Source organism: Allofournierella sp. CML151, from assembly GCF_027853465.1.
Taxonomy (GTDB): Bacteria; Bacillota; Clostridia; order Oscillospirales; family Ruminococcaceae; genus Allofournierella.
Genome location: NZ_JAPNNW010000006.1, coordinates 94,764 through 121,106, shown reverse-complemented (window position 1 = coordinate 121,106; position 26,343 = coordinate 94,764). Strand labels below are relative to the sequence as shown.

The 26,343-nt window shown below is 63.7% G+C and carries 24 protein-coding genes; 4 read left to right on the top strand and 20 right to left on the bottom strand.

What is annotated here, in order from left to right:
• Nucleotides 1–270 precede the first annotated feature (270 nt).
• Both PH256_RS06465 and PH256_RS06460 read left to right on the top strand, forming a co-directional pair.
• Nucleotides 271–957 (top strand): response regulator transcription factor, encoded by a 687-nt coding sequence (locus PH256_RS06465; protein WP_087180877.1) that lies wholly within the window; start codon nucleotides 271–273, stop codon nucleotides 955–957.
• A gap of 12 nt (nucleotides 958–969) precedes the next feature.
• Nucleotides 970–2,496, top strand: coding sequence for a sensor histidine kinase (locus PH256_RS06460; RefSeq protein ID WP_270913471.1), 1,527 nt, complete (start codon nucleotides 970–972; stop codon nucleotides 2,494–2,496).
• A gap of 75 nt (nucleotides 2,497–2,571) precedes the next feature.
• On the opposite strand, the gene PH256_RS06455 is transcribed toward PH256_RS06460, so the two are convergent.
• The 11 genes from PH256_RS06455 to PH256_RS06405 form a co-directional block, all read right to left on the bottom strand.
• Entirely contained in the window at nucleotides 2,572–2,802 is a 231-nt protein-coding gene (locus PH256_RS06455) for a sporulation initiation factor Spo0A (protein ID WP_270913469.1), read from the bottom strand.
• A 134-nt stretch (nucleotides 2,803–2,936) separates the two neighbouring features.
• Entirely contained in the window at nucleotides 2,937–3,251 is a 315-nt protein-coding gene (locus tag PH256_RS06450; protein WP_270913467.1) for a helix-turn-helix domain-containing protein, read from the bottom strand.
• 170 nt (nucleotides 3,252–3,421) lie between these two features.
• Nucleotides 3,422–4,597 (bottom strand): molecular chaperone DnaJ, encoded by a 1,176-nt coding sequence (dnaJ, locus tag PH256_RS06445; RefSeq protein ID WP_270913465.1) that lies wholly within the window; start codon nucleotides 4,595–4,597, stop codon nucleotides 3,422–3,424.
• 111 nt (nucleotides 4,598–4,708) lie between these two features.
• Nucleotides 4,709–6,538, bottom strand: coding sequence for a molecular chaperone DnaK (gene dnaK / locus PH256_RS06440; protein ID WP_087183214.1), 1,830 nt, complete (start codon nucleotides 6,536–6,538; stop codon nucleotides 4,709–4,711).
• Nucleotides 6,539–6,618: 80 nt separating this feature from the next.
• Nucleotides 6,619–7,227, bottom strand: coding sequence for a nucleotide exchange factor GrpE (locus tag PH256_RS06435; protein WP_270913461.1), 609 nt, complete (start codon nucleotides 7,225–7,227; stop codon nucleotides 6,619–6,621).
• Complete coding sequence (gene hrcA, locus PH256_RS06430) at nucleotides 7,224–8,252, bottom strand: heat-inducible transcriptional repressor HrcA (RefSeq protein WP_270913459.1); 1,029 nt, start codon at nucleotides 8,250–8,252, stop codon at nucleotides 7,224–7,226. The genes PH256_RS06435 and hrcA overlap by 4 nt, the downstream gene beginning before the upstream one ends.
• Nucleotides 8,253–8,459: 207 nt before the next feature.
• Complete coding sequence (locus PH256_RS06425) at nucleotides 8,460–9,002, bottom strand: stage V sporulation T C-terminal domain-containing protein (protein WP_270913458.1); 543 nt, start codon at nucleotides 9,000–9,002, stop codon at nucleotides 8,460–8,462.
• Between the two features lie 128 nt (nucleotides 9,003–9,130).
• On the bottom strand, nucleotides 9,131–10,888 hold the full coding sequence (locus tag PH256_RS06420) for an ABC transporter ATP-binding protein (RefSeq protein WP_242956092.1): 1,758 nt from the start codon (nucleotides 10,886–10,888) through the stop codon (nucleotides 9,131–9,133).
• A gap of 89 nt (nucleotides 10,889–10,977) precedes the next feature.
• Nucleotides 10,978–12,519 (bottom strand): SGNH/GDSL hydrolase family protein, encoded by a 1,542-nt coding sequence (locus PH256_RS06415; RefSeq protein ID WP_270913457.1) that lies wholly within the window; start codon nucleotides 12,517–12,519, stop codon nucleotides 10,978–10,980.
• A 204-nt stretch (nucleotides 12,520–12,723) separates the two neighbouring features.
• Nucleotides 12,724–13,614 (bottom strand): diacylglycerol/lipid kinase family protein, encoded by an 891-nt coding sequence (locus PH256_RS06410; protein WP_270913456.1) that lies wholly within the window; start codon nucleotides 13,612–13,614, stop codon nucleotides 12,724–12,726.
• 341 nt (nucleotides 13,615–13,955) lie between these two features.
• Entirely contained in the window at nucleotides 13,956–14,528 is a 573-nt protein-coding gene (locus tag PH256_RS06405) for an ECF transporter S component (protein ID WP_087183207.1), read from the bottom strand.
• Nucleotides 14,529–14,741: 213 nt separating this feature from the next.
• Here PH256_RS06405 and pdxR point away from each other — a divergent pair, with 213 nt between their 5' ends.
• Nucleotides 14,742–16,127, top strand: a complete 1,386-nt coding sequence (gene pdxR / locus PH256_RS06400; protein ID WP_270913455.1) for a MocR-like pyridoxine biosynthesis transcription factor PdxR — start codon at nucleotides 14,742–14,744, stop codon at nucleotides 16,125–16,127.
• Between the two features lie 12 nt (nucleotides 16,128–16,139).
• On the opposite strand, the gene PH256_RS06395 is transcribed toward pdxR, so the two are convergent.
• A complete protein-coding gene (locus PH256_RS06395) occupies nucleotides 16,140–17,201 on the bottom strand; it encodes a hypothetical protein (protein ID WP_270913454.1) in 1,062 nt (353 codons plus the stop codon).
• A gap of 78 nt (nucleotides 17,202–17,279) precedes the next feature.
• On the opposite strand from PH256_RS06395, the gene PH256_RS06390 reads away from it, so the two are divergent.
• On the top strand, nucleotides 17,280–17,429 hold the full coding sequence (locus tag PH256_RS06390) for a hypothetical protein (protein WP_158096338.1): 150 nt from the start codon (nucleotides 17,280–17,282) through the stop codon (nucleotides 17,427–17,429).
• Nucleotides 17,430–17,491: 62 nt separating this feature from the next.
• Here PH256_RS06390 and PH256_RS06385 read toward each other — a convergent pair whose 3' ends face one another.
• The 8 genes from PH256_RS06385 to PH256_RS06350 form a co-directional block, all read right to left on the bottom strand.
• Nucleotides 17,492–18,688: an FprA family A-type flavoprotein gene (locus tag PH256_RS06385; protein WP_087183204.1), complete on the bottom strand. Its 1,197-nt coding sequence runs from the start codon at nucleotides 18,686–18,688 to the stop codon at nucleotides 17,492–17,494.
• A 342-nt stretch (nucleotides 18,689–19,030) separates the two neighbouring features.
• Nucleotides 19,031–19,864, bottom strand: a complete 834-nt coding sequence (locus PH256_RS06380; protein WP_270913453.1) for a putative RNA methyltransferase — start codon at nucleotides 19,862–19,864, stop codon at nucleotides 19,031–19,033.
• On the bottom strand, nucleotides 19,861–21,597 hold the full coding sequence (locus PH256_RS06375) for a DEAD/DEAH box helicase (RefSeq protein WP_270913451.1): 1,737 nt from the start codon (nucleotides 21,595–21,597) through the stop codon (nucleotides 19,861–19,863). Before PH256_RS06375 ends, PH256_RS06380 begins: the two co-directional genes overlap by 4 nt.
• A 90-nt stretch (nucleotides 21,598–21,687) precedes the next feature.
• Complete coding sequence (locus PH256_RS06370; protein ID WP_270913449.1) at nucleotides 21,688–22,929, bottom strand: DUF1015 family protein; 1,242 nt, start codon at nucleotides 22,927–22,929, stop codon at nucleotides 21,688–21,690.
• A complete protein-coding gene (locus PH256_RS06365) occupies nucleotides 22,926–24,029 on the bottom strand; it encodes a putative glycoside hydrolase (protein WP_270913447.1) in 1,104 nt (367 codons plus the stop codon). Before PH256_RS06365 ends, PH256_RS06370 begins: the two co-directional genes overlap by 4 nt.
• A gap of 52 nt (nucleotides 24,030–24,081) precedes the next feature.
• Entirely contained in the window at nucleotides 24,082–24,693 is a 612-nt protein-coding gene (locus PH256_RS06360) for an Rnf-Nqr domain containing protein (RefSeq protein ID WP_087183199.1), read from the bottom strand.
• Nucleotides 24,690–25,346 carry an Rnf-Nqr domain containing protein gene (locus PH256_RS06355; protein ID WP_242956091.1) on the bottom strand — a complete coding sequence of 219 codons (657 nt, stop codon included), beginning with the start codon at nucleotides 25,344–25,346 and terminating at the stop codon, nucleotides 24,690–24,692. Before PH256_RS06355 ends, PH256_RS06360 begins: the two co-directional genes overlap by 4 nt.
• Nucleotides 25,336–26,337, bottom strand: a complete 1,002-nt coding sequence (locus tag PH256_RS06350; RefSeq protein WP_270913445.1) for an RnfABCDGE type electron transport complex subunit D — start codon at nucleotides 26,335–26,337, stop codon at nucleotides 25,336–25,338. The genes PH256_RS06355 and PH256_RS06350 overlap by 11 nt, the downstream gene beginning before the upstream one ends.
• Nucleotides 26,338–26,343: the final 6 nt, after the last annotated feature.

Here is a 26,343-nt window from a genome sequence, read left to right as displayed (position 1 = left end):
GCTCCCCTATTATGGTAATATAAAAGAGGTAATACCGCACAATTTCAGGTGGTGGAGCGCGCCGGAAAATTTTTTGTGATATGAACCAAAAAGCACAGCCAAGCCTTGGGTGGCTTGGCGAGCATTTTTGGAAAATAGCACGGAAAATTTTGGCGCGATACGCCGCCTGAGCCGGCAGGCGTGAATTGTGCGGGGTTACCTAAAGACAATACTGCGGGCCCGGGCCGCTTGCCCGCCCGCTTTACAGTAAATAACAGGAGGTAATCTTTTATGCCGAAAATCCTGATCGTAGACGACGAACCCCGCATCCGGGACCTGATCCGCGCTCATCTGGAGCACGAGAACTTCACCTGTGAGGAAGCCAGCGACGGCGGTGCGGCGCTGGCCGCCCTTTCGCTGGGCGGCATCGACCTGGTGATCCTGGACGTGATGATGCCCTTTGTGGACGGCATGACCTGCCTGCGGGAGATGCGCAGCCGCAAGATCAACACTCCGGTGATCATGCTCACCGCCCGGGGCGAGGAATACGACAAGCTGGCCGGTCTGGAGGGCGGCGCGGACGATTATGTGGTCAAGCCCTTCAGCCCCCGTGAGCTGGTGGCCCGGGTGAAGGTGGTGCTCAACCGCACCCTGCCCAAGACCGAAGCGGAGGGCGGCGTTTACACCTTCGGCGGCCTCACGGTGGACTCGGTGAGCCACAGTGTGAAGATCGACGGCCAGGAGGCCTCCCTCACCCCGAAGGAGTTCGACCTGCTGGTCTTCCTGGCCACCAACCGGGGCATTGCCCTCTCCCGCGAGAAGATTCTGCAGAAGGTGTGGAACTACGACTACTACGGCGAGGACCGCACGGTGGACACCCACATCAAGATGCTGCGCAGCCATCTGGGCCGCTACCGGGACGCCATTGTCACCGTGTGGGGCATCGGCTACAAATTCGACCCGGAAGCGGTCAAGTAAGGGGCGGCGCTCATGGCAAACACCAAACCCCATTTTCTCAGCCTGCGCTACCGGCTGATGATGTTCCTGTGCCTGTCCAGCGCCTTTGTGCTGATTCTGGTATGGGTCTTTGTGACCCAGTTCATGCAGCCGCTGTACAACCATTATATTTACAAGCATCTGCTGAACCAGGTGAACACGGTGGTGTCCATCATCGAGTCCTCCACCGAGCCCATCAGCACCCGCACCCTGCCCATCATGGATGCACAGGTGAGCAGCAGCTTCGAGTCCTCGCTGCTTTCGGCCATCCAGAGCCGCAAGCTGGACGCCTCCAACACCTGCTTCGACCTGGCGGACTCCACCCTGCAGCATGTGACCGGCTTCGAGAACCTGTACCCCTGCCTGCTGCACGAGGCCTCATTCACCACCTCCATCAACGGCAAGACCTCGGTGTGGAACGGCAGCGTGGTGGAGAGCCTGCGGGCCACCGTGCTCAGCCAGGGCTACGTGAAAAAGGAGCTGGTGGTGGACAAGAACGCCTCCACCCGGCAGATGGCCGTGGGCCGTGTGGCCAAAAACGGCGACGAGACCTACTCGGTGATCTTCTGCACCAGCCTGGCCCGCATCGACGAGGCGGGCGTGGTGCTGGGCCAGCTGATGCCCTGGATTTTCCTGTGCCTGATGGCCTTCTCCATCGTGGCCTCCTGGCTGTTCAGCCGGTGGTTCACAAATCCGCTGACCAAGCTCTCCCACGCCACCCGCAAGCTGGCGGACGGTGACTACTCGGTGCGGGTAAACGTGCCCGAGACCGACGAGATCGGCCTTTTGGCGGCGGACTTCAACCACATGGCGGGCGAGGTGTCCCGTGCGGCGCAGCTGCAGCGGGACCTGCTGGCCAACGTGAGCCACGACCTGCGCACCCCGCTGACCCTCATCAAGGGCTACGCGGAGACGGTGCGTGATCTGACCGGAGACGATCCGGACAAGCGCACCGCCCAGCTGGACGTGATCGTGGACGAGACCGACCGGCTGAGCGGACTGGTAAACAGCGTGATGGAGCTTTCCAAGATGAGCAGCGGCACCGACAAGCCGGAGAAGGTACGGTTCGACCTTTCCCAGCTGTGTGAGGAGGTGGCCCAGCGGTACGAGGCGGTGTGCGCCCAGAACGGTTACACCCTCAAGCTGGAGCTGCCGGACCCGGAGACCGACTGCACCGTATGCGCGGACCCGGCCATGATGGAGCGGGTGCTGCACAACCTGCTGGGCAACGCCATGCACCACATCGGGCCGGACAACGTCTTCATCCTGCGGGTGAACGTGCCGGAAAAGGGCACCGTGCGGGTGGAGGTGGCCGACCACGGCGCGGGCATCGCCAAGGAGGACCTGCCCTACATCTTCGACCGCTACTACCGCAGCCGCAGCGACGCGGGCAAGGTGGGCACCGGTCTGGGGCTTTCCATCACCAAGGCGATCCTGCAAAGCCACGGCTTCCGCTTCGGCGTGAACAGCACCCTGGGCGAAGGCTCCTGCTTCTGGTTCGAGGCAAAGAACCAGGACTGACCGCTCTGCCCCGTTTCCCATAACGCACAACGTCCCCCGCACCCGGAAAACCCCGGGCGCGGGGGACGTTTTTGTTTATCCGGCAGGCGTGGTGTTTTTCTGCAGCAGGGCGGCCAGCTGCAGCACCAGCTCCTCCGGCGTGGGGCGCTCGCCCCGGAAGGTCAACTCCGCCCACAGCGGCGCAGCCCCATCGGCGGGATGGTCACAGTCCTGATCGATGGCCCGCTGCATCTGGTCCCGCACCTCCCCTGGCGTAGTCCCGTTTTCCCGGGCAATTTTCTCCAGGATCTTTTCAAATTGCTTCATTTTACATTCCTCCATCTTTTGAAGCATCCCTTGTTCTTTAGCACAAGTATATAATTCTTTTGATGTCGAAATCACACCCACTTTGTCAATGAAACAAAAAAAGATGGAAAAGCATTCCGCTCTTCCATCTTCCATCATTCGATCATGGCCGCTACTACCTTCAGCACCCGTACCTTCTCCTCCCGGGGCAGCTCCTCCAGCAGGCGGGAAAGCTCCGAAGCCGCGCCTTCCGCCGCTCGGTCCACCACGTCCACCAGCAGGCTATCCGCCGAGACCTCCAGCACATTGGCAATGGCCACAAAGGTATCCATCCGGGGAATCTTGGTCCCCCGCTCGATCACGCTCACATGGGTGGGGCTGATATCCACAAGGGCGGCAAGCTCTTCCTGGGTCAGGCCCTTCTTTTCTCTCGCAGCTCTGATTCGCTGCCCGACTGCCCTGGCATCCATTTTGCCGCCTCCTTCTTTAGACCGTGATATTGCTCTAAAGATAGTATACGGTGGCGGCGCTTTGTCTTACAGAATCCAAAAATCAAACAGTCGTTCTAAAGAACAATCAAGCAAAACAAAAAAGCGCCCGTTCCGGAAATTCCCGGAACGGGCGCTTTGCGCTTATGCGTTTACTTGTTCTTGTCGAACAGGTCCTTCAGGTTCTTGAAGAAGCCCTTGCGCTGCTCGTAGTTTTCGTCCTTGAGGGTCTCCTCAAAGGCTTTCAGCGCCTCGCGCTGGGCCTTGTTCAGCTTTTTGGGGATCTCCACGTTTACCTTCACGTACTGGTCGCCACGGCCGCGGCCGCCCAGGTACTGGATGCCCTTGCCCCGCAGCCGGAAGGTGGTGCCGCTCTGGGTGCCTTCGGGCACGGTGTATTCCACCTTGCCGTCCACGGTGGGAACCACCACGGAAGCGCCCAGCACCGCCTGGCTGAAGGTAATGGGCACGTTGACCCACACATCGTAGCCGTCCCGCTCGAACATGGGGTCGGGCCGCACGGTCACGATCACAATCACATCACCGGCGGGGCCGCCGTTCACGCCCGCATCGCCCTGACCGCGCAGTGCAATGCTCTGGTCGTCGTTGATGCCGGCCGGGATCTTGACCTCCAGGGTCTTCTTGGCGCCCACCTTGCCGGTGCCATGACAATGGCCGCAGGGGGTGCTCACAATCTTGCCCTTGCCGCCGCAGCGGGAGCAGGGCTGACGCTGCTGCATGACCATGCCGCCCATGCGGATGTTCCGGTTCACATAGCCGGTGCCGTGGCAGTCCGGGCAGGTCTCGGGGCTGGTGCCCTTGGCCGCGCCGCTGCCGCCGCATTCGGGGCAGGTATCCTGCTTGTTGATGGTGATGGTCTTGGTGCAGCCGTGCACGGCCTCCATGAAGCTGAGCACCAGACTCACCCGCACGTCCGCACCCTTGCGGGGGGCGTTGGGGTTGGCCCGGCTGCCGCCGAAGCCGCCGCCAAAGCCGCCGCCGAAGATATCACCGAAGATGTCGCCCAGGTCCACGCCGCCGAAGCCGCCGCCAAAGCCGCCGAAGCCGCCCGCGCCGCCTGCGCCTGCGCCGTAGCTGGGGTCTACGCCCGCAAAGCCGAACTGGTCATACCGGGCGCGCTTTTCCTTGTCGCCCAGAACCTCGTAGGCCTCGTTCACTTCCTTGAACTTGGCCTCGGCCTCCTTGTCGCCCGGGTTCAGGTCCGGGTGATACTTTTTGGCCTGCTTGCGGTACGCTTTTTTCAGTTCATCGTCGCTGGCGTTCTTCGCAACGCCAAGGACCTCGTAATAATCGCGTTTGTCTGCCATAAATTTCTCACCTAAAAGCCCGCCGGGCGGGCCCCTCATGTAAAATCACTGAAATCAGCAAAACCAGAAATTGCCGCCCCAGCCTGGGCCGGGGCGGCTGAGTATATTATTTTATACTTCTTTGAAGTCCGCGTCAACCACGCCGTCGTCGGGCTTGCCGCCATTGGCAGCGCCGGCGTCCGCGCCGGGCTGTGCGCCCTGAGCAGCCTGAGCGTTCTTGTACAGCTCCTCGCTGATGGCATAGAACGCCTTCTGCACGGCCTCCTGCTTTGCCTTGATGGCCTCGGTGTCGGTGCCCTTCAGAGCTTCCTTCAGCTCGTTCAGCTTGCTCTCCACTTCCGCCTTCTTGGAAGCGTCCACCTTGTCGCCCAGCTCGTTCAGGGTCTTCTCGGTCTGGAAGACCAGCTGCTCGGCGCCGTTGCGGGTGTCGACCTCTTCACGCTTCTTCTTGTCCTCGGCGGCAAACTGCTCGGCCTCACGAACGGCCTTATCGATGTCGTCCTTGCTCATGTTGGTGGAAGCGGTGATGGTGATGCTCTGCTCCTTGCCGCTGCCCAGATCCTTGGCGCTTACATGCACGATGCCGTTGGCGTCGATGTCGAAGGTAACCTCGATCTGAGGCACGCCACGGGGAGCGGCGGGGATGCCGTCCAGCTTGAACATACCCAGGCTCTTGTTGTCGGCAGCCATCTCACGCTCGCCCTGCAGCACGTTGACCTCAACGCTGGGCTGGTTGTCAGCAGCGGTGGAAAAGATCTGACTCTTCTTGGTGGGGATGGTGGTGTTGCGCTCGATGATCTTGGTGCAGACGCCGCCCAGGGTCTCGATGCCCAGGCTCAGAGGAGTAACGTCCAGCAGCAGGATGCCGCCGACCTCCTTGTTCAGCACGCCGCCCTGGATGGCAGCGCCGATGGCAACGCACTCGTCGGGGTTGATGCCCTTGAAGGGCTCGCAGCCCATCTCCTTCTTAACAGCCTCCTGCACGGCGGGGATACGGGTGGAACCGCCCACCAGCAGAACCTTGCCCAGATCGCTGGGACGCAGGCCGGCGTCCTGCAGAGCCTTGCGCACGGGAGCCATGGTGCGCTCCACCAGATCGGCGGTCATCTTGTCGAACTGGGCGCGGGTCAGGGTCATATCCAGGTGCTTGGGGCCGGTGGCGTCGGCGGTGATGAAGGGCAGGTTGATGGCGGTGCTGGGCACGCCGGACAGCTCGATCTTGGCCTTCTCAGCGGCTTCCTTCAGACGCTGGGCAGCCATCTTGTCGTTGCGCAGGTCGATGCCGTTCTCCTTCTGGAACTCGTCGGCCATCCAGTCGATGATGCGCTGGTCGAAGTCGTCGCCGCCCAGGTGGGTATCACCGTTGGTGGCCAGAACCTCGGTCACGCCGTCGCCCATCTCGATGATGGACACGTCGAAGGTGCCGCCGCCCAGGTCGTAAACCATGATCTTCTGGTCGTTGTCCTTGTCAGCGCCGTAGGCCAGAGCCGCAGCAGTGGGCTCGTTGATGATACGGCGAACGTTCAGGCCCGCGATGGTGCCGGCGTCCTTGGTGGCCTGACGCTGGCTGTCGTTGAAGTAAGCGGGCACGGTGATGACGGCCTCGGAAACGGTCTCGCCCAGGTAAGCCTCGGCGTCCGCCTTCAGCTTGGCCAGGATCATGGCGCTGATCTGCTGGGGATTGTAGTCCTTGCCGTCGATGGAAACCTTGTAGTCGGTACCCATGTGGCGCTTGATGGAGCTCACGGTACGCTCGGGGTTGGTGATGGCCTGGCGCTTAGCCACCTGGCCGACCAGACGCTCGCCGGTCTTGGTGAAGCCCACCACACTGGGGGTGGTGCGGGCGCCCTCGGCGTTGGCGATCACAACGGGCTCGCCGCCCTCGATAACGGATACACAGCTGTTGGTAGTACCCAGGTCAATACCAATAATCTTGCTCATAATCTATTCCTCTCCTTCTCGAATCGTGTCAGAATGAAGTTAATTGTTTTTGTATGAAAAAGCCGTTTCGGCTTTTTGACTTATTCAGCCACCACAACGGTAGCATGGCGGACGACCTTGTCGCCCAGCTTGTAGCCCTTCTGGAAGACCTGCACCACGGTGCCGCTCTCCTGGCCTTCGGCCGCGGGCTGCTGCATCACGGCGCTGTGCACCTCCGGGTCAAAGGGAAGGCCCAGTGCGGGGATCTCCTCCACCTTGAGCACCTTGAAGGCGGCGGCCGCTTTGTCCAGCGTCATCAGCACGCCCTTCTTGTAGTTCTCGTCGGTGGTGGGGGCGTTGGCCGCCATATCCAGGGTGTCCAGAATCGACAGGATCTGGCTTACCGCGAAGCCCACGCCGTTGTTAAAAGCGGCGTCCTGCTCGCGGGCCGACCGCTTGCGGAAGTTCTCATACTCGGCGGCGGTGCGCAGCAGCTGGTCCTTGGCGGCGCTCAGCGCTGCCTCGGCGGCCTGCGCCTGGGCCTTTGCGGCCTCCAGCTCGGCGGCCAGATCCTTTTTCTTTTCCTTGCCGTGCTTCTTGTGCTCCCGCTCGGTGTTCTCCTCCGGAGCGGCGCCGGTCTCGGCGGCTTTGGTTTCCTCCGCCGGCTGCTCTTCGGGCTGCTGGGCGGGGTTCTTTATCTCTTCGCTCATGTATTGTCCTCCTGCGCCTTGCCGGCCATGCATTCGCCGAGCTTCAAGGCATAATATTCCAGAATGGGGATCAGCTGTTCAAAGGGCATTCGCACCGGGCCCAGCAGCGCAATGGCTCCCGTGAGCCCGCCGCCTGCCAGATACCGCTTGCCCATCACGCAAAGGCCGGGCATGGGGTTTTCCATATCCTCCCCCAGCAGCACCGAAGTGCGGCCGGTGGGCGGGGTGATGAACCGGCCCGCCTTTTCCTGATCGGCGAACAGCTCCAGCACGCCGGGCAAACAGCCTTCCAGCTGGGGCCAGCGCAGCAGATACTGCTGGCCCTCCAGATAGCTGCGCGCCTTGGCGGCTTCGCTCAGCAGTGCCGCGGCGGCCTGCACCACCGGGTACAGCGCCGGGCCCCGCTCGCCCATGCTGGCGGTCACGGATGCCAGCCGCTGAGCGCTCAGGTCTGCCGGGGCGATAAATGCCAGGCCCCGGTTCAGGGCCATGGCAACCAGCTGCGCGTCCTGCCGGGAAAAGCAGGTTTCCAGCCGGGCCACCCGGGTTCGCACTCCGCCCGCGCTGGTCACGCCCAGCACCGCTGCGGAATAGCGGCCCACCTGCACCACCTCAAAATGGGCAATGCGCAGATCGTCGGACCGGGGGGTGGTGGCGGCCACCGTGTAGCCGGTGTGCTCCGCCAGCGCCTTGGCCGCGCCCTCTGCCAGCTTATCCGGCTCGTAGTCCAGCCGGGCGAACACCTGGTCGATCTGGGCCTTCTGGCGGGGGGTAAGACCCGCCTTGAGCTGCATCAGATGATCCAGATAATACCGGTAGCCCTTGGCGCTGGGCACACGGCCCGCGCTGGTGTGGGGCTGCTCCAGAAGGCCCAGCTTTGTGAGGGCGGCCATCTCGTTGCGCAAGGTCGCGCTGGAGACCGCCATATCCAGATACTGGCTCAGAAGACCCGAGCCCACCGGTTCGCCGCCCTGGGTATACAGGGCAACAATCGCTTCCAGCACACGCTGCTTTCGATCATCCATCGGCACAGGTCCTCACCTCTTTCGCTTATTGTTTTAGCACTCTATGTTCCCGAGTGCTAAGTCTATTTTACTCCATTTTATACGGCTGTCAAGGGGGTGCGCAAAAATTTTAAAAGTTTCATGCTTTGTTCACAATCTCCCGCCGGGGCGGGCAAAACAAAGGCTCCCGCGGCCGGTGCTGGCCGTGGGAGCCGGAAGGTTGGCGCTTCAGTCCTCCACCTGCTTTGCCAAAAAGGACGCGGCGATCTGCAAGGCGGCCTGCTCCGATTCATCGGGGCGGGCGCTCTTGTCGGCCGAGAGCAGCAGCACCGCCCCCGCCACATCGCCCCCGGCCAGCAGCGGACAGGCGCCCAGAATGTGCTTGTCCGCCCCCTCGCAGGGGAAGACGCACTCCTCGGCTTTGCCGCTGTGCCAGAAGGGCTTGCGCCGGTCCATGATGCGCTCCAGCGGGATGCTCACGCCCCGCTCCTGGTAGTCCCGTTTGGACCCGCCCGCGGCGGCGATGATGCTGTCCCGGTCGCAGACCAGGGCGGTCAGGTTCAGCGCCTTGTTGAGCACCTCGGCATACTGGGCGGCAAAGCCCGTCAATTCGCCCATGGGGGAATATTTTTTGAAGATGACCTCCCCCGCGCCGGTGGTGAAGATCTCCAGCGGGTCCCCCTCCCGGATGCGCTGGGTGCGGCGGATCTCCTTGGGGATGACCACCCGGCCCAGATCGTCGATGCGTCTCACGATTCCTGTTGCTTTCATGGCAGACTCCTTCTTTGGATTGGTATTGTAATTCGTAGTATCTGCCAGAATTTCCAGTTTATGCACGCCGGAAGAAAAAAGGCCCCGGGCGGCAGCATGCCGCCCGGGGCCTTTTTGTAAAATCCGGTTTATTCCGCGCCCACCAGGCCGTTCCACAGCCGGTAGTACACACCCTGCTTTGCCAGCAGGGTCTCGTGGGTGCCCTCTTCCTCGATGCCCTCGGCGCCCAGCACCAGGATGCGGTCCGCGTGCTGGATGGTGGTCAGCCGGTGGGCGATGGTCAGGGTGGTGCGGCCCTTGGCCAGCTGCTCCAGGCTCTTGCCCACCAGCACCTCGCTCTCGTTGTCCAGTGCGCTGGTGGCCTCGTCCAGAATCAGGATGGGCGGGTTCTTCAGAAATACCCGGGCGATGGAGATGCGCTGCTTCTGCCCGCCGGACAGCTTCACGCCCCGCTCGCCCACGTAGGTATCGTAGCCGTTTTTCAGCTGGGTGATGAACTCGTGGGCCCCGGCCAGCTTGGCGGCGGCGATCACTTCCTCCCGGCTGGCGCCCACCTTGCCGTAGGCGATGTTCTCATACACGCTGCCGCTGAACAGGTACACGTCCTGCTGCACCACGCCGATGGCGCTGCGCAGGCTTTTCAGGGTCACGCTGCGCACGTCCTGATCGTCGATCAGAATGCGGCCGCCGGTCACATCGTAGAACCGGGGGATCAGGTTGCACAGGGTGGTCTTGCCGCCGCCGGAGGGCCCCACCAGGGCCACCTTCTCGCCGGGCCGGATGGACAGGTTCACATCCCGCAGCACCTGATTGTGGTCGTCCGGATATTCAAAGCTCACGTTCTCCAGCCGGATGGCACCCGCCTTCACGTCCAGCGGCTTTGCGTCCGGCTCGTCGAAGATCTCCACGTCCGCGTCCATGATCTCGCAGAAGCGCTCGATGCCGGTCATGCCCCGCTGGAACTGCTCGGCAAACTCCACGATGCGGCGGATGGTGGCGATGAGGGTGGTCACATACAGCATGTAGGCCACCATGTCGCCCGGATCGATCTTGCCGTACACCAGAAACAGACCGCCGGCCACGATCACCACCAGATACATCAGGCCGTCGAACAGGCGGGTGCTGGTCTGGAAGGCAGCCATGTAGCGGTAGCTCTGCTTTTTGATGGCCTGGAAGGCGGCGTTGTCCTTTTCGAACTTTTCCTTCTCCACTTCCTCGTTGGCAAAGGCCTTCACCACCCGCTCGCCCAGCAGGCTGTCCTCAATGCGGGCGTTCAGCTCGCCGATCTGCACCCGCTGGCGGCGGAAGGCCGCCCGCATCTTCTGGTTGATGATGGTGGACACCACCGCCATCAGGGGCACGCAGGCGAAGAGGATCAAGGTCAGCGCCACGCTGGACTGGCACAGAATCACGAAGGAGGCGGCGATCTTGATGGCCGCGATGAAGAACTCCTCCGGGCAGTGGTGGGCGAACTCGGTCACATCGAACAGGTCGTTGGTGATGCGGCCCATGATCTGGCCCACCTTGGTGTTGGAATAATAGGTATGGCCCAGCCGCTGCAGGTGAGCGAAGGCGTCCCGGCGCATGTCGGTCTCCACATACACACCCATCACATGGCCCATATCCGCCATATAATAGTTGGCCGCGCCGTCGATGAGCCGCAGCACCAGATACAGAGCACCCAGCTGCAGCACCACCTGGGCGGTGAGGGCCGCCAGGTCGGTGGTGGCGGTGTTGGTCAGATAGCGCATGATCAGCGGCAGCACCATATCGCACAGGGTCGTGAGGGCTGCGCAGAACAGATCCAGCACAAGGATGCGCCGGTACTTGCGCAGGTAGGGCCAGAAGCGCCGCATCAGGCCCTGCTTATTGGCTTTGGTTTTCATAGCGTTTTCCATCCTCGGTTCTCGTTTTGGTCAATTACACACAAAAGCGAAGAGATCTTTTTGGGGATCTCTTCGCTTTTTATGTAGGATCAGCCCGCCGTGGCTGCTTCGCTGCCGGTCTCTTCCGGAGCGGGAGCCGCGTTTGCGGGGGTGGAGTTATCCGGCACCGTCACCTCAGGCACGCTGTTCACAGGGGCCTCCGTGGGTGCGGGCGGCTCGGTGGGTGCAGGAGGGGCAGTGGGTGCGGGCGTGGGTGCCGCGGTGGGCGCTGCGGTGGGTGCCGCAGTGGGCGCTGCGGTAGGTGCCGCGGTGGGCGCTGCGGTAGGTGCCGCGCTGGGCACGGCAGTGGGTTCAGCCGTGGGTTCGGGCGATGCGGTGGGCTCCGGTGTCTCGGTGGGCTCGGCCTCCTCCTGCTCGAAATAGGCGGTGATGATCACGCCGTTGGCATCCGCGTCGCCGGGTACCGTGAAGGTCAGGCTTTCGCCGCTGCCGCCGGTGCTGCCGATGCTGGCACCCCAGCCCGCGAAGACCCAGCCCTCATCGGGCACAGCGGTCACGGTGGAGCAGGTGCCGCCCTTGGCAACCATCTGGCTGGTGGAGCCGCTCAGGCTGCCGCCCTCGCTGCACACAAATTCCACCGGCACCTTGGTGCTGGTCTGGCCGTTCTCGCCCCGCACCGCGATGGGATCGCTGGTGATCAGGTTCGGGGTAACGCCCTGCACCTCCGGCACCTTGTTCAGGGGCTTGGGCCGGGTGTCCTCGGTGATGTAGGCGTGGGTCTGAATATACTCAAACAGAGCACGCACGCCCTTCTGGCTCAGGTGTACGCCGTCGCTCAGGGTGTAGTCGGTCTTGGCCCAGCCGGTCTCGGGGTCCTCCAGAGCCTGGCTGCTGTCCAGATACTTATAGCCCTCCTCCTCGCACATTTCCACAATGGCGCTGTTGAAGGCGTCCACCTGCTTCATGCTCAGGGCGGTGTTGCTGCGCTGTTTGTCCAGCGGGGGGATGGCGTTCACGATGATATCCGCATAGGGGTACGCCTCGTGGATGGCGGCAAGGCCCTCCTTGTACTCCTCAATGAAGGTATCTACGCTCATGGTCAGGTTGTTGGTGCCAAAGCCGATGATCACCCGGCGGGGCTGCATGATCTCCACCGCCGCGGGCATGGTCACCGCGGAGGACCGGCCCACGAAGTTCTCGCATTTCAGGCTGGTGATCTGCTGCACGCCCATGCTCACCACGCCGATGTTGTTGTCGATGGTGGTGTAGGAGTCTTCACTTCCCTCGGGGCCGTAGACCATGTAACGCACGGTGTTGGAGTCGCCCAGGAACAGCGTCTCGTCCAGGTATTCCTGGCCGGCGTCCTCGGTCTCGTGCAGCACGGTGCCCTTGTAAGCTTCCACATCCACCTTGTCGGCGGTAGCGTCGTAGGAAGCGTCGCTGGCGGGCTCGGACCAGCTGGAGCCGGAGGTGGAAGACTTTCCGCCCAGCACCGTGAACCACACCACGATGGCCGCAATGGCCACGATAATCAAGCCGCAGACGGCCGCCAGAATGGGCAGGGCCGCCGGCTTCTGAAGCAGCGCCCGCAGTTTTCTCTGCCAGGGCGCAGGTTTACGATTGGATGCCACGATTCGTTCACCTTTCTTTTTTCAGTCGGGAAAATTACTCGTACCCATCTATTTTACACCATTTTACCCACCAGCGCAAACCATACGGCGAAAAAACGCCTTTCTACGCAAATTTTTCACCTTTTTTGCCCGAATTCCGCGTCCTGCTCCCACACAGGCACAAAAAAGGCGGAGAATCGCCCTTCTCCGCCTTTTTCCTTGCATTCAAACCAGCAGCTCCAGCCGCCCCGGCTCCACCCGGATGTCTGCTTCCGTCACCTGGGGGCTGGCCTCGCCGTCCAGCGTCCAGCCGGTGGGCTCGTCGAATACCGCCCGCACCCGCTTTGCCTGCAGCAGATACAACAGCTCGCCGTCCGGCTTCTGGCTCATCAGGCACGTCACCAGCCGCCGGGCCTGGGGCAGGGTCTGGGGCTTGCGCAGAATCATCACCTCAAACAGGCCATCGTCCAGCTGCACCGCGCCCTGCTCCGGCACCGCCATGCCTCCGATGTAGCGGGAGTTGCTCACCGAGCAGTACCAGAATTCGCCCTCCAGGGTCTCGTCATCCACCTGAATGGTTGCCTTCCAGCCCTGGGAGAGGTCCAGCCGCAGCACACCCTCCAGCACATAGGCAAAGTGACCCAGCAGATTCTTGGTGGCCTGGGGCGTCTGGTAGGACACCGCCGTGAACATGCCGAAGGCCGCCACATAACAGAAGTGACGCTCGTTGAACCGGCCCAGGTCCAGCGCCTGCGGCGCGAAGCGTCCAATGCCCGCGCAGTTTTCCTCCAGCGGGCGGCGCAGCCCCGCCGAGGCGGCAAAGTCGTTGGTGGAGCCAAAGGGCAGATAGCCCACCGGCAGCGGCCGGGGCAGGGCCATCACGTCGTTCACCGTGTAGTGCAGGGTGCCGTCGCCCCCGCAGCAGACCACCGCGTCGAACCGGTCCGGATACGCCGCCAGCAGCTCCGGCGCACCCGGCCCCTCGCCCACCGGGCAGGCGGTGACCAGGCAGCCCGCCCGGGTCAGCCCGGTGATGATGGGCTCCAGCTCCTGGGCCACCCGCCGCTTACCCGCGGCCGCATTGTAGATCAAAAGCACCTGACGCGCTGTGTTCATGTTTTGCCCTCCGTTTCGCGGCACCGTGGCCGCCCGCGCCCCGCGCGGCTTTAAGGCAACACCGCACAATGCACGCCTCGCGGCTCAGGCGGCGTATCTCGCCAAAATTTTCCGTGCTATTTTCCCAAAATGCTCGCCAAGCCACCCAAGGCTTGGCTGTGCTTTTTGGTTCATATCACAAAAAATTTTCTGGCGCGCTCCACCACCTGGAATTGTGCGGTGCTACCTCTTAAATGCACTATTTATTGTATCGCGGCGGGCAGGTAAAAGTCAAACGAGGGCCGTCGAACAAAAAAGGGACGGGGAAAATTTCTCCCCGTCCTTCGGATTTTAAATGAGATTCAGCACAGCAGCTGCTTGCGGAACAGGCCCGCCCGCTTCAGCGCCGGACGCAGTGCCCCGGCCAGAATAACCGCCAGCAGCACGCCCGCGCCTGCGTTGATCAGGCTGCTCAGCAGCTTGGTGACCAGCTGCACCTGCACCGCGCCCAGGGTCTGCCGCTCAATGAAATACATCATGATGAAGCTCTTGCCCAGATACAGCACCACATAGGTGAGGGTGCCCGCCACCGCGGCCGCGATGTCCCAGGCGCGCTGAGCCGCCGGGCTTTTGCCCATGCCCTTGCGGGCGATGAGACCGGCCACAAAGCCGATGAAGAACTTGGTCAGAAAGGTAATCCAGCTCTCGGCAATGTACAGGGGGTTGGTGAAATCGAACAGCATGCTGCCCATGCCGCTGGCAAGGCCGCCCACCCAGGGTCCGAACAGCAGGCCGGTCAGCGCACAGAAGCCGTTGCCCAGGTGTACCCGGCTCACATCACCGATGGGAATCTGCATCCAGCTGGACGCGAATACCAGCGCGCTCATCAGGCCGAACACCGCCAGCCGCTGCACGCTCCAAAACTTCTTTTCCATAGATATGCCTCCCGGCGGGGCGGGTTGTTTTGTATCAGAGGCAGCACCGCATCCTTCCCATCCTGCGGAATCTGCGGTATGCCTTGACTTTTTGCGCCCCGTTCTCTATGCTCATATTATACCGGATTCTGACCCCATGATAATATCCAGAACGTAACTTTTTTATGGGGTCAGTTTTACCACTTCACTAAGCAAAAGAGAGGAGTCTGCCGTATGTTCCAGCTTTCCTTTGCCGCCCGGGAGGGGGACGGGCCGCTGTATGACCAGCTGTACCGGGCCATTGTGGCCCAGATCCGCCAGGGGGAGCTGGCCCCCGGCGAGCGGCTGCCCGGCAAGCGCAGCCTGGCCGAGGAGCTTTCGGTGAGCGTGAACACGGTGGACACCGCCTACCAGCTGCTGGTGGCGGAGGGCTACCTGGAAGCCCGGCCCCGGTCCGGCTTTTTTGTGCAGCGCTACACCGGTCCCAAGACCGCCCTGCCCGGCCCCGCGCCCGCGCCCCGGCCCGCCGATGTGCCGGTGTGGCGGTATGACCTTTCCACCGGCGGCATCGACACCGCCCTCTTCCCCTTCCGCACCTGGGGCCGTATTCAAAAAGAGCTGCTCTACTCCCAGCCCCAGCTGCTCACCCGGGGCCATCCCCAGGGGGACGAGGACCTGCGGCAGGCCATTGCGGATTACCTGCGTGCCTACCGGGCGGTGGACTGCGCGCCGGACCAGATCGTGGTGGGCGCGGGGGTGGAGTACCTTCTGGGCCTGCTGGCCCGGCTGGTGGAGGGCCCGGCCGCGGTGGAGGACCCGGGCTACAGCCGCACCCAGCGTATTCTGCACAGCAGCGGCATGGACTGCCTTCCGGTGCCGGTGGACAAGCAGGGTCTTCAGGTGGACAAGCTGGCCGAGACAGGCGCCCGCCTGGCCTATGTGACCCCCAGCCACCAGTTCCCCACCGGCGCGGTGATGCCCGCCGGACGGCGGGCGGCGCTGCTGCAGTGGGCGCTGGCCGAGCCGGGGCGGTACATCATCGAGGACGACTACGACTCAGAGTTCCGGTTCGAGCTGCGCCCCCTGCCCAGTTTGCAGGGCATGGCGGGCAGCGGCGGGCCGGTGGTGTATCTCTCCACCTTTTCCCGCAGCCTTGCCCCCAGCATCCGCATTGCCTACATGGTGCTGCCCCGGGGCCTGCTGGCCCGCTTTGAGGAGGAGTTCGGCTTTTACTCCTCCACCGTAAGCCGGTTCGAGCAACAGACCCTGCGGGTATTTTTGCAGGAGGGCCACTTCACCCGCCACCTGGCCCGCTGCCGGGGCAAATACCGCACCCGGATGCAGGCTCTCACCGGCGCGCTGGACACAGCCTTCGGGCCGGGGCGGCTGCATTTTTCCGGCCAGCACACCGGTTTGCACCTGCTGATTCAGGTAAAAAACGGCCCGGGCGAAGCGGAGCTGGTCCGTCTGGCCCGGGCCGAAGGAATACGAATCACCGGTCTTTCGGAATACTGCACCGCCGCCTCCTGCCCTCCCAACACCCTGGTGGCGGGCTACGGCGCGCTGGCGGAAGAGCAAATCGAGCCCCTGGCCGCCCTGCTGGCCCGGCTCTGGGGCTGAGCCGCTTTCCGGTTACCCCAGCGCTCCCGCCGGGGCTCCGCTCACCGGTGGCAGCGTGGGGCTTGGCGCCGGGGTGGGGCTGGCCGAGGGCCGCGGGGTCACGCCTACCGGTGAGCCAATCTGCCCCGACGGACTGGGCGACGGGCTGGCCGAAGCGCCTGCCGAGGGACCGGGCGTGGCCAGAGCCGGGCTTTCGCCGGGCTGCTGGCGCTGCACAAACCAGCTGCCGGCGCTGGCTATGCTGTCCTCGGTGAATTCGTAGCGCTCCCCCTCCTCACCCCAGCGGCCGGGAATGACCTCCATCTCCACCTGGGCCTGCTGGCGGGCCAGCCAGTCGAGGGTATCCTGCAGGTCGTACAGGTCGGTGAGGGTCAGGTCGGAAAGCAGGGTGCTGCTGGCCTTGCGCAGGCCCTCGATCAGGGTGGTGGCAAGGCTGGGCAGCTGCTGGCGCAGGGCCGCGTCCCACACTGCGCCCCGGATGCGCTCCAGCCGGGCGGGCGGCACTCCCTCCCCCTCCAGCTTTGCCAGAAATTCCGAAGCGCTCTCCGGCGCAAGGCTCACCACCGGGTCCTCGCTCAGGCCCAGAGCCGCCAGCTCCTGGGGCTCCAGCAGACCGGTCAGATTCACCCGGGGCGGCTCCATACCGTTCCAGGCGGTGGCAAGGCTGGCCGGGGCAATGGCCAGATACCGGTCAATCTGGATGTTCAGCGTCTGGCTCAGCAGCTCCGCCGCCCGGCCGGGCCCGGCGCTGGCGTAGCTGTCCCGCAGAAGGGTGGGCCCGCTGGGGGCGGACACCACACTGGCCGCGGGCACCGGGCAGACTCTTATGATATTGTTCACACCGTCCAGCCGCAGCAGCACAAAGCCGGGCTGTTCGGCGGCCACCGCCACGAAGAGAGTATGGTCGTTTTCCTGGGTGGGGCTGCCAATCGGCACCCCGCTCTGGGCGATCTGGGCCGGGGCGGCGGTACTGCGCTGCCACAGACCGTACAGCACAAAGCCCCCCAGCAGCGGAATCAGGATGGCCAGGGTGAGAAAAAACGAAAGCCAGAAGGCCTTGGGGCCGTTTTGCATGCACATCGCTCCTTTTCATAAACTGCGCATACAGCATGGGCCATTTGGGCAGAATCTATACCAGAAGGAGGCTTTGCCATGAAAAAACAGGACCCCACATCCATCCCGAAAGCGGCACAGCAGGTGCTGAAGGCCGCCCGCCCCGCAAAGGACGACCCGGAGGGCAGCTACACCGGCATGCCCGCCATCCCCGGCGAGATGCCCCAGCAGGACGCGGACGATCTTTGAGCGCATAAGAAAAGGACCGATGCGAAACGCATCGGTCCTTTTGGCTTATTGGGAAATTGTGCTTACTTCAGCACGGCGGCGGCGAAGTCGCGGCCGTACTGACGGGCCTCGGCCAGCTGAGCGTCGCTGGGCTTGAAGCGGATCTTCAGGCCGGGCAGGGGCTGGCCCAGCTTCAGGGCCTCCATGCGGGCGGTCAGGTTGGGAACCGCCTCGCCGCTCCAGCCGTAGCTGCCGAAGGCAGCGGCGGGCAGGCCGCGGTGGATGATGGGGTTCAGGCCCACCAGCATCTCGTAGATGGGAGGCAGAGCGTCGCCCACCAGAGTGGGGCTGCCCAGCAGGAAGCCGTCGGAGGACTGCAGCGCAGCCTTGGCAGCGGCGTTGTCGTCGGTGACCAGGTCAAACATCTGGATGTGCTGCACGCCGCCGTCCTTCAGGCCTTCGGCGATGGTCTCGGCCAGCTGCTTGGTGTAGCCGTAGGCGGAAACATAGGCGATGACCACGTTCCGGTCCTCGGGGGCCTTCTTCACGGGGGTGGCCCACTTGCGGTACAGGTCGAAGTAGTGCTGGATGTTGGTGCGCAGCACGGGGCCGTGGCCGTTGCCGATGAACTCGATGTCCAGATCCTTGATCCGGTTCAGAGCCTTCAGCACGAAGGGCTTGAAGGGGCCCATGATGTTGTCGAAGTAGTACTTGTAGGCAGCCTCGAAGTCGCCCTCGATCAGGTCGTTGAACACCCGGTCATCGGCATAGTGGCAGCCGAAGGAGTCCACGGTGAACAGAGCCTTGGCCTCGGGGATGTAGGTGTACATGCTGTCCGGCCAGTGCAGGAAGGGCACGCTCAGGAACTCCAGATGCATGCCGCCCAGGTCGATCTGATCCTTCTCGGTCACGGCCTGGCTCTTGAAGGGATGGTTCACGATCTCCTTCAGGAAGGTCAGGGCGGTGGCGCTGCCCACAACGGTGGCATTGGGAGCCAGGGCCAGCAGCTTCTCCACGCCGCCGGCATGGTCGGGCTCGGTGTGGCCCACCACGATGTAGTCGATGGTGGCGGGGTCGCAGACCTCCTTCAGGTTCTCCAGATACTGGTCGAAGAACTTGGCCTTTACGGTCTCGAACACGGCGGTCTTCTCGGCGCCCTTCACCACGTAGGCGTTGTAGCTGGTGCCGTACTCGCTGTACATCACGATGTCAAATACGCGCAGATCCGGGTCCTGTACGCCGACCCACCAGATGTTTTCCTTAGCCTGTAATGCTCCCATTGTTCTGTCTCTCCTTTATCGGGCGGGCTGGCCGCCTTGTTGATATGATTTGCCGTGCGCGCCGCGGCCAACGGCCGCTTTGCGCTTCCTCAGGCAGCACCGCATAATTCCGGGTGGTGGAGCGCGCCGGAAAATTTTTTGTGATATGAACCCAAAAGCGCAGACAAGCCTTGGTGGCTTGGCGAGCATTTTGGGAAAATAGCACGGAAAATTTTGGCGTGATACGCCGCCTGAGTCGGCAGGCGTGAATTGTGCGGTGTTGCCTCTATTAAAATACACCTTATTATACGGCGAATAAAAGCACCTCTGCGTTGCAGCGGCAACAAAAATGACTCTTTTTTATCAATCCCGCCGGTCGTAGAGCAAAAAGCGGAACCCGATGGGGGTTTCCAGCCGCTCCAGCTTAGCCAGACGGGCGCTGCCCTCGGCGGGGGTCTTCCAGTAGTAGGGGGTCATGGCGAACAGATCGCCGATGGCCTGCCCCTCCACGGTGATGCTCTCCTCCACCCGGGTTTCCCCGGCCAGGGCAAAGCCCTGATAGTCCACCTGCTGGCAGGGGTTTTCATAGGGCTCGTCGTAGAGCACGTCCTTTAGGCCCATCAGGTGATCCGCGGTGGGCACCGCATAGATCAGGGTGCCGCCGGGCGCGAGACAGCGGTGGAACTCCTCCCCTGCAAAGGGGGAAAAGATGTTCAGCACCACATCGGCCCAGCCGCTTTCCACCGGGGCGGCGAAGCTGCTGGCCACCGCGAACTGTGCGCCGGGCAGCTTACGCTTTGCCGCCAGCCGCACCGCGGCCTTGCTGATGTCGAACCCGGCCAGCCGGAAGGGCAGGCCCTGCCGCTCCAGCTCGGCGCAGATGGCTTCGTCGTAATAACCCTCGCCGCAGCCTGCGTCCAGAATGTGCAGCACGCCGCCCTTTTTGCGGGCCAGTTCGGCGCACAGCCGGGCCAGCTCAGCGGCGAAGGGGGCATAGCCGCCCCCGTTCAGAAACCGGTTGCGGGCGACCACCATCTCCTTGCTGTCGCCGGGGGCCTTGGTGCGCATCCGGCTGGCCAGCAAAAGGTTCACATAGCCCTCTTTTGCCTTGTCGAAGCCGTGGTTCGCCGCGCAGCGCACCGCACCGCCGCTCTCGCTCAGGGGCTTGCCGCACACCGGGCATACGAAGCCGCTCATTCCTCCGCCTCGCCCTCAATGGGCTCGGAGAAGCCGCCGTGGCTCTTCATGTACTCCTCAAAGCTGGCAAACTTCTGAGCCGGAGGCTTGCGGGAGATCAGCAGCAGGCCCGGGTCCTCGTCCTTAAGCGGGGCTGCCTGACGGGGCTGCTTTTCCGCACGGGCGGGCTTTTGCTGGCCGCGGCCGGAATTCCGCTGGCTCTGCTTTTGCTCGGGGCGGGCGGCGTTCTTCTGCTGGCCGCGGCCGCTCTGGGCCTTTTCCCGGCCGGAAGCGGCCTGCTTTGCGGCCTGCTTTTCCGCCGGCCGGTCATTGCGATCATTCCGTTCATTGCGCTCGGGGCGCTCCTCCCGCTTTGCGTTTTCCTGGGCTGCTGCTTCCGCAGCCTTGCCTGCCGCACGGCGACGGCGACGGCGGCGCTTTGCACTGGCCGAAAGGGGCTGGCCAGCCTGGGTGTTCTTTTCTTCCACGATGCTAACCTCCTGCTGTTTTTCAGGCGCTTTGACGGCCTGCTTTTGTTCGGTTTTGGGTTTTTCTGCCCGCTGTTCGGGCTTTGCCTTTTCCCGCTCCGGACGGGGTACGGCCCGGGCCGGGACCTCCGGGACCGGGCGCTCGCCCAGGTCCGGCAGCTCCAGCACCGGAATCTTTTTCCGGTTCAGCTTTTCAATGCCCGCCAGGTACTCCTTCTCCTCCGGGCTGCAGAAGCTGATGGCCACGCCCTCAGCCCCGGCCCGGCCGGTGCGGCCGATGCGGTGCACATAGGTTTCGGGCACCTCGGGCAGGTCAAAGTTGAACACATGGGAAAGCTCGCTGATGTCGATGCCCCGGGCGGCGATGTCGGTGGCCACCAGGGCGCGGATCTTCCCCGCCTTGAAGCTTTCCAGCGCGGCCACACGGGCGCTCTGGCTCTTGTTGCCGTGGATGGCCGCCGCCCTGATGCCCTGCTTGTTCAGGAAGGTGGCGATGGCATTGGCCCCGTGCTTGGTGCGGCTGAACACCAGCGCGCTGGTCACCGCCGGGTCGGCCAGGAGCTTCGCCAGCAGCCGCTTTTTGTCCGGCTTGTTCACAAAATAAAGGCTCTGCCGGATGCGGTCCACGGTGCTGCTCACCGGGTCCACCTTCACGGTGACCGGCTTTTTCAGGATGCTGTTGGCCAGCTGCTCAATCTCCTTGGGCATGGTGGCGCTGAACAGCAGGTTCTGGCGCTGGGCGGGCAGGTGGCGGATGACCTTTTTCACGTCGTTCACGAAGCCCATGTCCAGCATCCGGTCCGCCTCGTCCAGCACGAAGATCTCCAGCCGGCTCAGGTCCACGTGGCCCTGGCCGATCAGGTCGTTCAACCGGCCCGGGCAGGCGGTGAGCACGTCCGCGCCGCGGCGCAGCGCGTCCACCTGGGGCTGCTGGCCCACGCCGCCGAACACCACACAGTGGCTCACGTTCAGGTACCGGCCGTAATTGGCGAAGCACTCGTCGATCTGCAGCGCCAGCTCCCGGGTGGGGGTCAGAATCAGGGCCCGCACCCCCTTGTGGGAGGGATGGCTGGCGGCCAGCCGCTGCAGAATGGGCAGCGCGAAGGCGGCAGTCTTTCCGGTGCCGGTCTGGGCGCAGCCCAGCAGGTCGTACCCGGCCAGCACCGGCGGAATCGCCTTGGCCTGGATGGGCGAAGGGGTCTTGTAGCCCTGTTCCTCCACTGCCTTGAGCAGCGGGCGGGTCAGTTTCAGTTCGCTAAAATTCATAATCCTCCAAAAATCGCTTTCCTAAAAGGCGGCACCGCACCCGTTCTCCGGGCGCGGTCCCTGCCTGAAACAAGCCGGGGCGCGGCGCTTTCAGCGGATGCGCCTGCACTCTAGCTCGTATCGCTGCTGCCGGGCCGCAAGGGGCGCAAACAGCCCCAGGGGCAGAAAATCAGCCCCCGCAAGGCCCCGGAACAGATCCTCATTTGTCTCACTCAGCAAAATGCCGGTGTTGCCGTCCGCCGCCAGCTCCCGCAGCTCGGCCTCATCGGCCAGCCGGTCGGTAAAGCAGGCGGGGTTTGCCTGCAGGTAATCCTGCAAAAAGGCCTCCAGAAGGCCAGCAGCCAGCGGCCACCGGCCGCCGGTGGGCCACACCTTTCGCTGCCAGGCCCCGTACACAAAGCACAGCGGGCGAAGGCTTTCCGGTGCGGGGCTGTCCTCCAGACGCACTCCCTGCCCGGTGCACCAGGTTCGGAAGGCCGCCAGCAGCGGCAGGCCCTGCACCCCCATCACCAGCCGGTGGGCGGGGGCAAGGCGCAGGCCGGGGCTCTGAATGCTGCACACCTCGGCCATGCAGAACCGGGCGGGATGCTCTTCCCGCTCGGCTTCGCTCAGTTCTTCTTTGACCAGCATCCAGAAGGCCCGGGCGGCGGCCAGGTCCTCTGCGCCGCTCACCGGGGCCAGCAGCGCCGCGCCTTCGGGCGCTTTATCCGCGTCGAACAGCGCTGCCAGCGCGCTCAAACGAACGGTGTCCTCCACCGCCCAGCCCTTCACGCTGCCGCCGCCGTAGCACAGGTTTCCCTCATAGAGGGGCTCTTCCTTTTGTATGTCCGCCAGGGGAGCAAACAGCTCTGCCTCGCTTTTGTCCGCTGCCAGCAGAATGTGGCTGCTCTGCAGCGCCGCGTCCTCCCAGCGGTCCAGCCGGGGCAGCACCTGCCGGGCGGCCAGCGCCTCGGGCGCCCGCACCGGGGTGCGGCTGCCCTGGGCAAAATCGTATTGCTCCAGGTCCACCAGGCCCACCAGGCCCCGGCGCACCCGGCCATCGGGCAGGGTGCGCTCCAGATAGACAACGCCCTTCACTGCCCTCGTCAGGGTCTCTTCCGCCGGTTCCATGGCCGCTTTTGCTGCGGCCAGCCGCTCCCGGGTTTCCACCCGCTGGAGCAGCGCGTCCGGCACCAGCAGCCGCATGATGCCGGGGGCGTTCTCTCCCCGGGCCTCCAGCTCCTGCCAGCTCTCCCGGCTCAGTGCGCCTGCCGAGGGGCAGGCCCACTGCTCGGGGCGAATGGCCTTGCCGGGCAGCAGCAGTTCACCGGGGCAAAAGCAGGGCTGGCTCATTGGCCCGCCTCCACTGCAAACACGTCGCCGGTGCGCACGCCCACATAATCGCAGCCTGCGGCCGCAGCCTTGGCAGCGTCCAGCTGGGTCTGGGTCTCCTCGGTGAGCTCGCCGCTCACCTGGATGGCCAGATTCTCAATGCCCAGCGCGTCGATGGTACCGCCGGTCAGGCGGGTCTCCTGGCCGCTGGCCACGCTCAGCGGGTACTCCACCCAACAGGTGGCCTTTTCCTGCCAGGCGGCCAGGGCGTTTGCCAGGCACTGAGCCTCGGTCACGCCCGCGGTATCGCCGTAGCTGGCCTTGTCACGGCCCGCGGTGGTGGGCAGCTGCACGCCGGTGAGCCAGATCTGCTCAAAGCCCATGGCCTTCGCCTCATCAATGATGCCGCCGATGTATTCCACCGCGGCGCTGGAATAAGGATTCAGCCAGGCTTTGCCGCCCGCATCCTGGGCAGCGTCCAGCCACAGGTAATCGGTGCCCTGATACTTCACCGCCATCTCCCGGTTGGCGCTGGCCGCCAGGGGGTCCTGGAAGGCGCAGACGCCCGCCACCGGCACAATGCCCTCCGCCTTGAGGGCAGAGGCCACCGTGGCGCCGTCGATCTGGGTGGTGGAAAGGCTGGAGGCCGCGGCTTCCAGCGCACTGGCGTAGTACACACTGCCGGTGCTGTCCTTCAGGGTCACCACCGCGTAGCGCACGCCCTCACCCGCCAGCTGGCTTGCCAGCTGAGCTGCCGCGTCCGCACCGGTCAGGCTGGCCGGGTCCACAAAGGCCCAGCTGCCCTGGGTCATATCGTCCTCTGCCTGAGGCTGCGCCGTGGGCTGAGGCTCACTGGCCGCCTGGCTCTGGCTTTCTGTGCCGGTGCCCTCAGGCTGGGAAACGCTCTGCGAGGTACTGGCAGGTTTTTTTTCGGAATCGTCCCGCATGATGCTGTACCAGGTGCTGGTGCCGAAATTGATCACTGCGGGGCCCACCAGCCAGCCCGCCACGAACAGGGCCACCAGTGCCACCGCGCCGCCGATGATGCGCGCAGCGCGCTGCCGGCCGGTGTAAAAGCTGCGCCGGTACCGCTTTACTTTGCCCAGGTTTTTCTTTGCCATACGAAATCAAGCCGCCTTTCCGCGTGGGAGCTTTGTGCGCCCTCGCGCTGTGTCATCCAATGGAGATCCGGTGCCCGGTAAAGCCGTAAATGGCCAGCGCCAGGATACCAATGTAAATCAGAGTAATGGGCAGGCCCTTGAAGCTGCCGGGGACCATGTCCTGCCGCATACGCCGCTGGCCCTCGCTCACCACCACCACGGCGGCGGTGTAGCCCACACCGCTGCCCAGCGCAAAGCCCATGGTCTGCACCAGGTTGAAGCTCTGGGTGGCAGCGATGAGCAGCACGCCCAGCACTGCGGTGTTGAAGGTGGCCATGGGCAGCACCGCCAGCATACGGCGGGCTTTTTCCTTCAGCACCAGCAGCAGCACGCCCAGCACCACGAAGAAGGCCACCGTGCTGCACAGAATGAACAGAAACGGGCGCACGGCGTTGCGCCAGCTCAGCGGGGTGAGCAGCAGGTTCACCCAGTAGGTGAGCGGCGCCGCCACCAGCTGGATCAAACACAAAAGGCCCCCGAAGGTGAGGGTGTCCACGGTGGAATCCTCCACCAGTTTTACCAGGCGGGACACGCCCATCGCCCGGCCAAACACCGCGTTTTCCGCGAAAATCGCCGTTACAGCATACAAAAAGAAGGTGCTGCAGGCTTTTACTACTTCCATCATTCGCCTCGTCTCGCCTCCGTATGCACATGTTTTTTATACGCCCGAACCAGGCCGCGCCAGATGGCGCACACCACACCCAGCAGGATGAACCCGCCTGCGGGCAGGCTGGCCATGGGCAGCAGGGTGGTGTTCAGCCGGGGAATGTGTGCGCCGAACAGGGTGCCCGCGGCCAGAATCTCCCGCAGGCAGCCCATGAGCAGCAGCACCAGCACGTAACCCATGGTGGTGCGCAGGCCCTTGCGCAGGGCGGTCATCACCCGCTCGGGCTGAGGCCGCTCGTACCGCTTGATGATCAGCGGCTCCACCACCAGCATGGGCAGATAGACACCCAGCTGCAGAATCTCCACGTCAAAGATGGCACGCAGCGCAAAGTATACGCCGATGTACAGAATCGAACTGGTGAAGCAGTACACCAGCGCCCGCAGCTGGCCCCGGCCGGTGCGGCAGATCATGGCCGCCACCACCCGGGTGGGGGTCAGCAGGAACAGCACCGCCACGCTGAGCATCAGCGCATTCATGCCGTTGGTGGCGGCAACCACCAGCGGCGCAAGGCCCATGCCCTGCATGATGACCGGGTTGTTCAGAAAGACCCGGTCCCGCCGGGCGATGCGCTCCATGTTTTCCGACAGGTATTTCGCCTTCTTAGAGTTCACGGCGCACAACCCCCTTTCGGTGCAGGATGCGAAGCACGGCCCGGTCCAGCCAGCCGGAGAAGGCGTTCATTGCCAGTATGGCGAAGCATACGCCGGTCTCGTAGTTGCCGTAGTAGCGGAACATCATGGCCATGAAGCCGGTGAGCGCCCCGTACAGAATGCGGGAGATCCGGTTGGTGGGGCAGATCACCGGGTCCGCCATCAGATAGACCGCCGCGAACAGCAAACCGCCGCTGCACAGCTCGTACTTCATCACCGCCAGCCGGTCAGACACGTAGGTCCAGGGCATGCTGAAGGCGGGAATGTCGCCCAGGCGGGGGGCCACAAAGGCCACCAGCGCGCAGGTGATCAGAAAGCTGAACACCACGCTCAGATGCAGGCTGCGCCGGTTTGCCAAAAACAGTGCGCAGGCCAGAATCACCAGCAGCGCGGTCACGCCCATGGGGCCCGCGTAGTTGCCCAGGAACAGGGTGGTATTGTCCAGTGTGGGCAAGCCGCCGGTCTTCAAGGAATGCAGGGGCGAATCCACCAGCTGCACGCCGGAAACGCTGCCCAGCGGCAAGCTCTGGAACAGCTGGGCCTCCGGATAGCGGAAGACCTGCTCGGGCCAGCTCACTGCCACCACCGCATACCCCACGGCAGTGGGATGGAATACATAACAGCCGTAGCCGCCAAAGGCCTCCTTACCCAGCAGCACCGCCGCCACCGCGCCCACGATTACCACATAGTAGCTCACCGTGGCGGGCAGAATGAGTGCCAGCATAAAGGCAAAGGCCTCGCTGCTCCACTCGCCTTTTTCGTAGGGTTTGTGCCGCAGCCAGGCCACCAGACGGTCGCTCAGGTTGGCGGCGATCAACGCCGTGCCGCACAAAAGCACCGACCGCAGCCCGTAAAAGGCAAAGGCCATGGCCAGCAGCGGCAGGCACATATAAAACAGATCTGCATGAACGCCCTTATCCTGCCGGATCCGGGCCAGTTGTTGTTCCTTCAAGTGCTC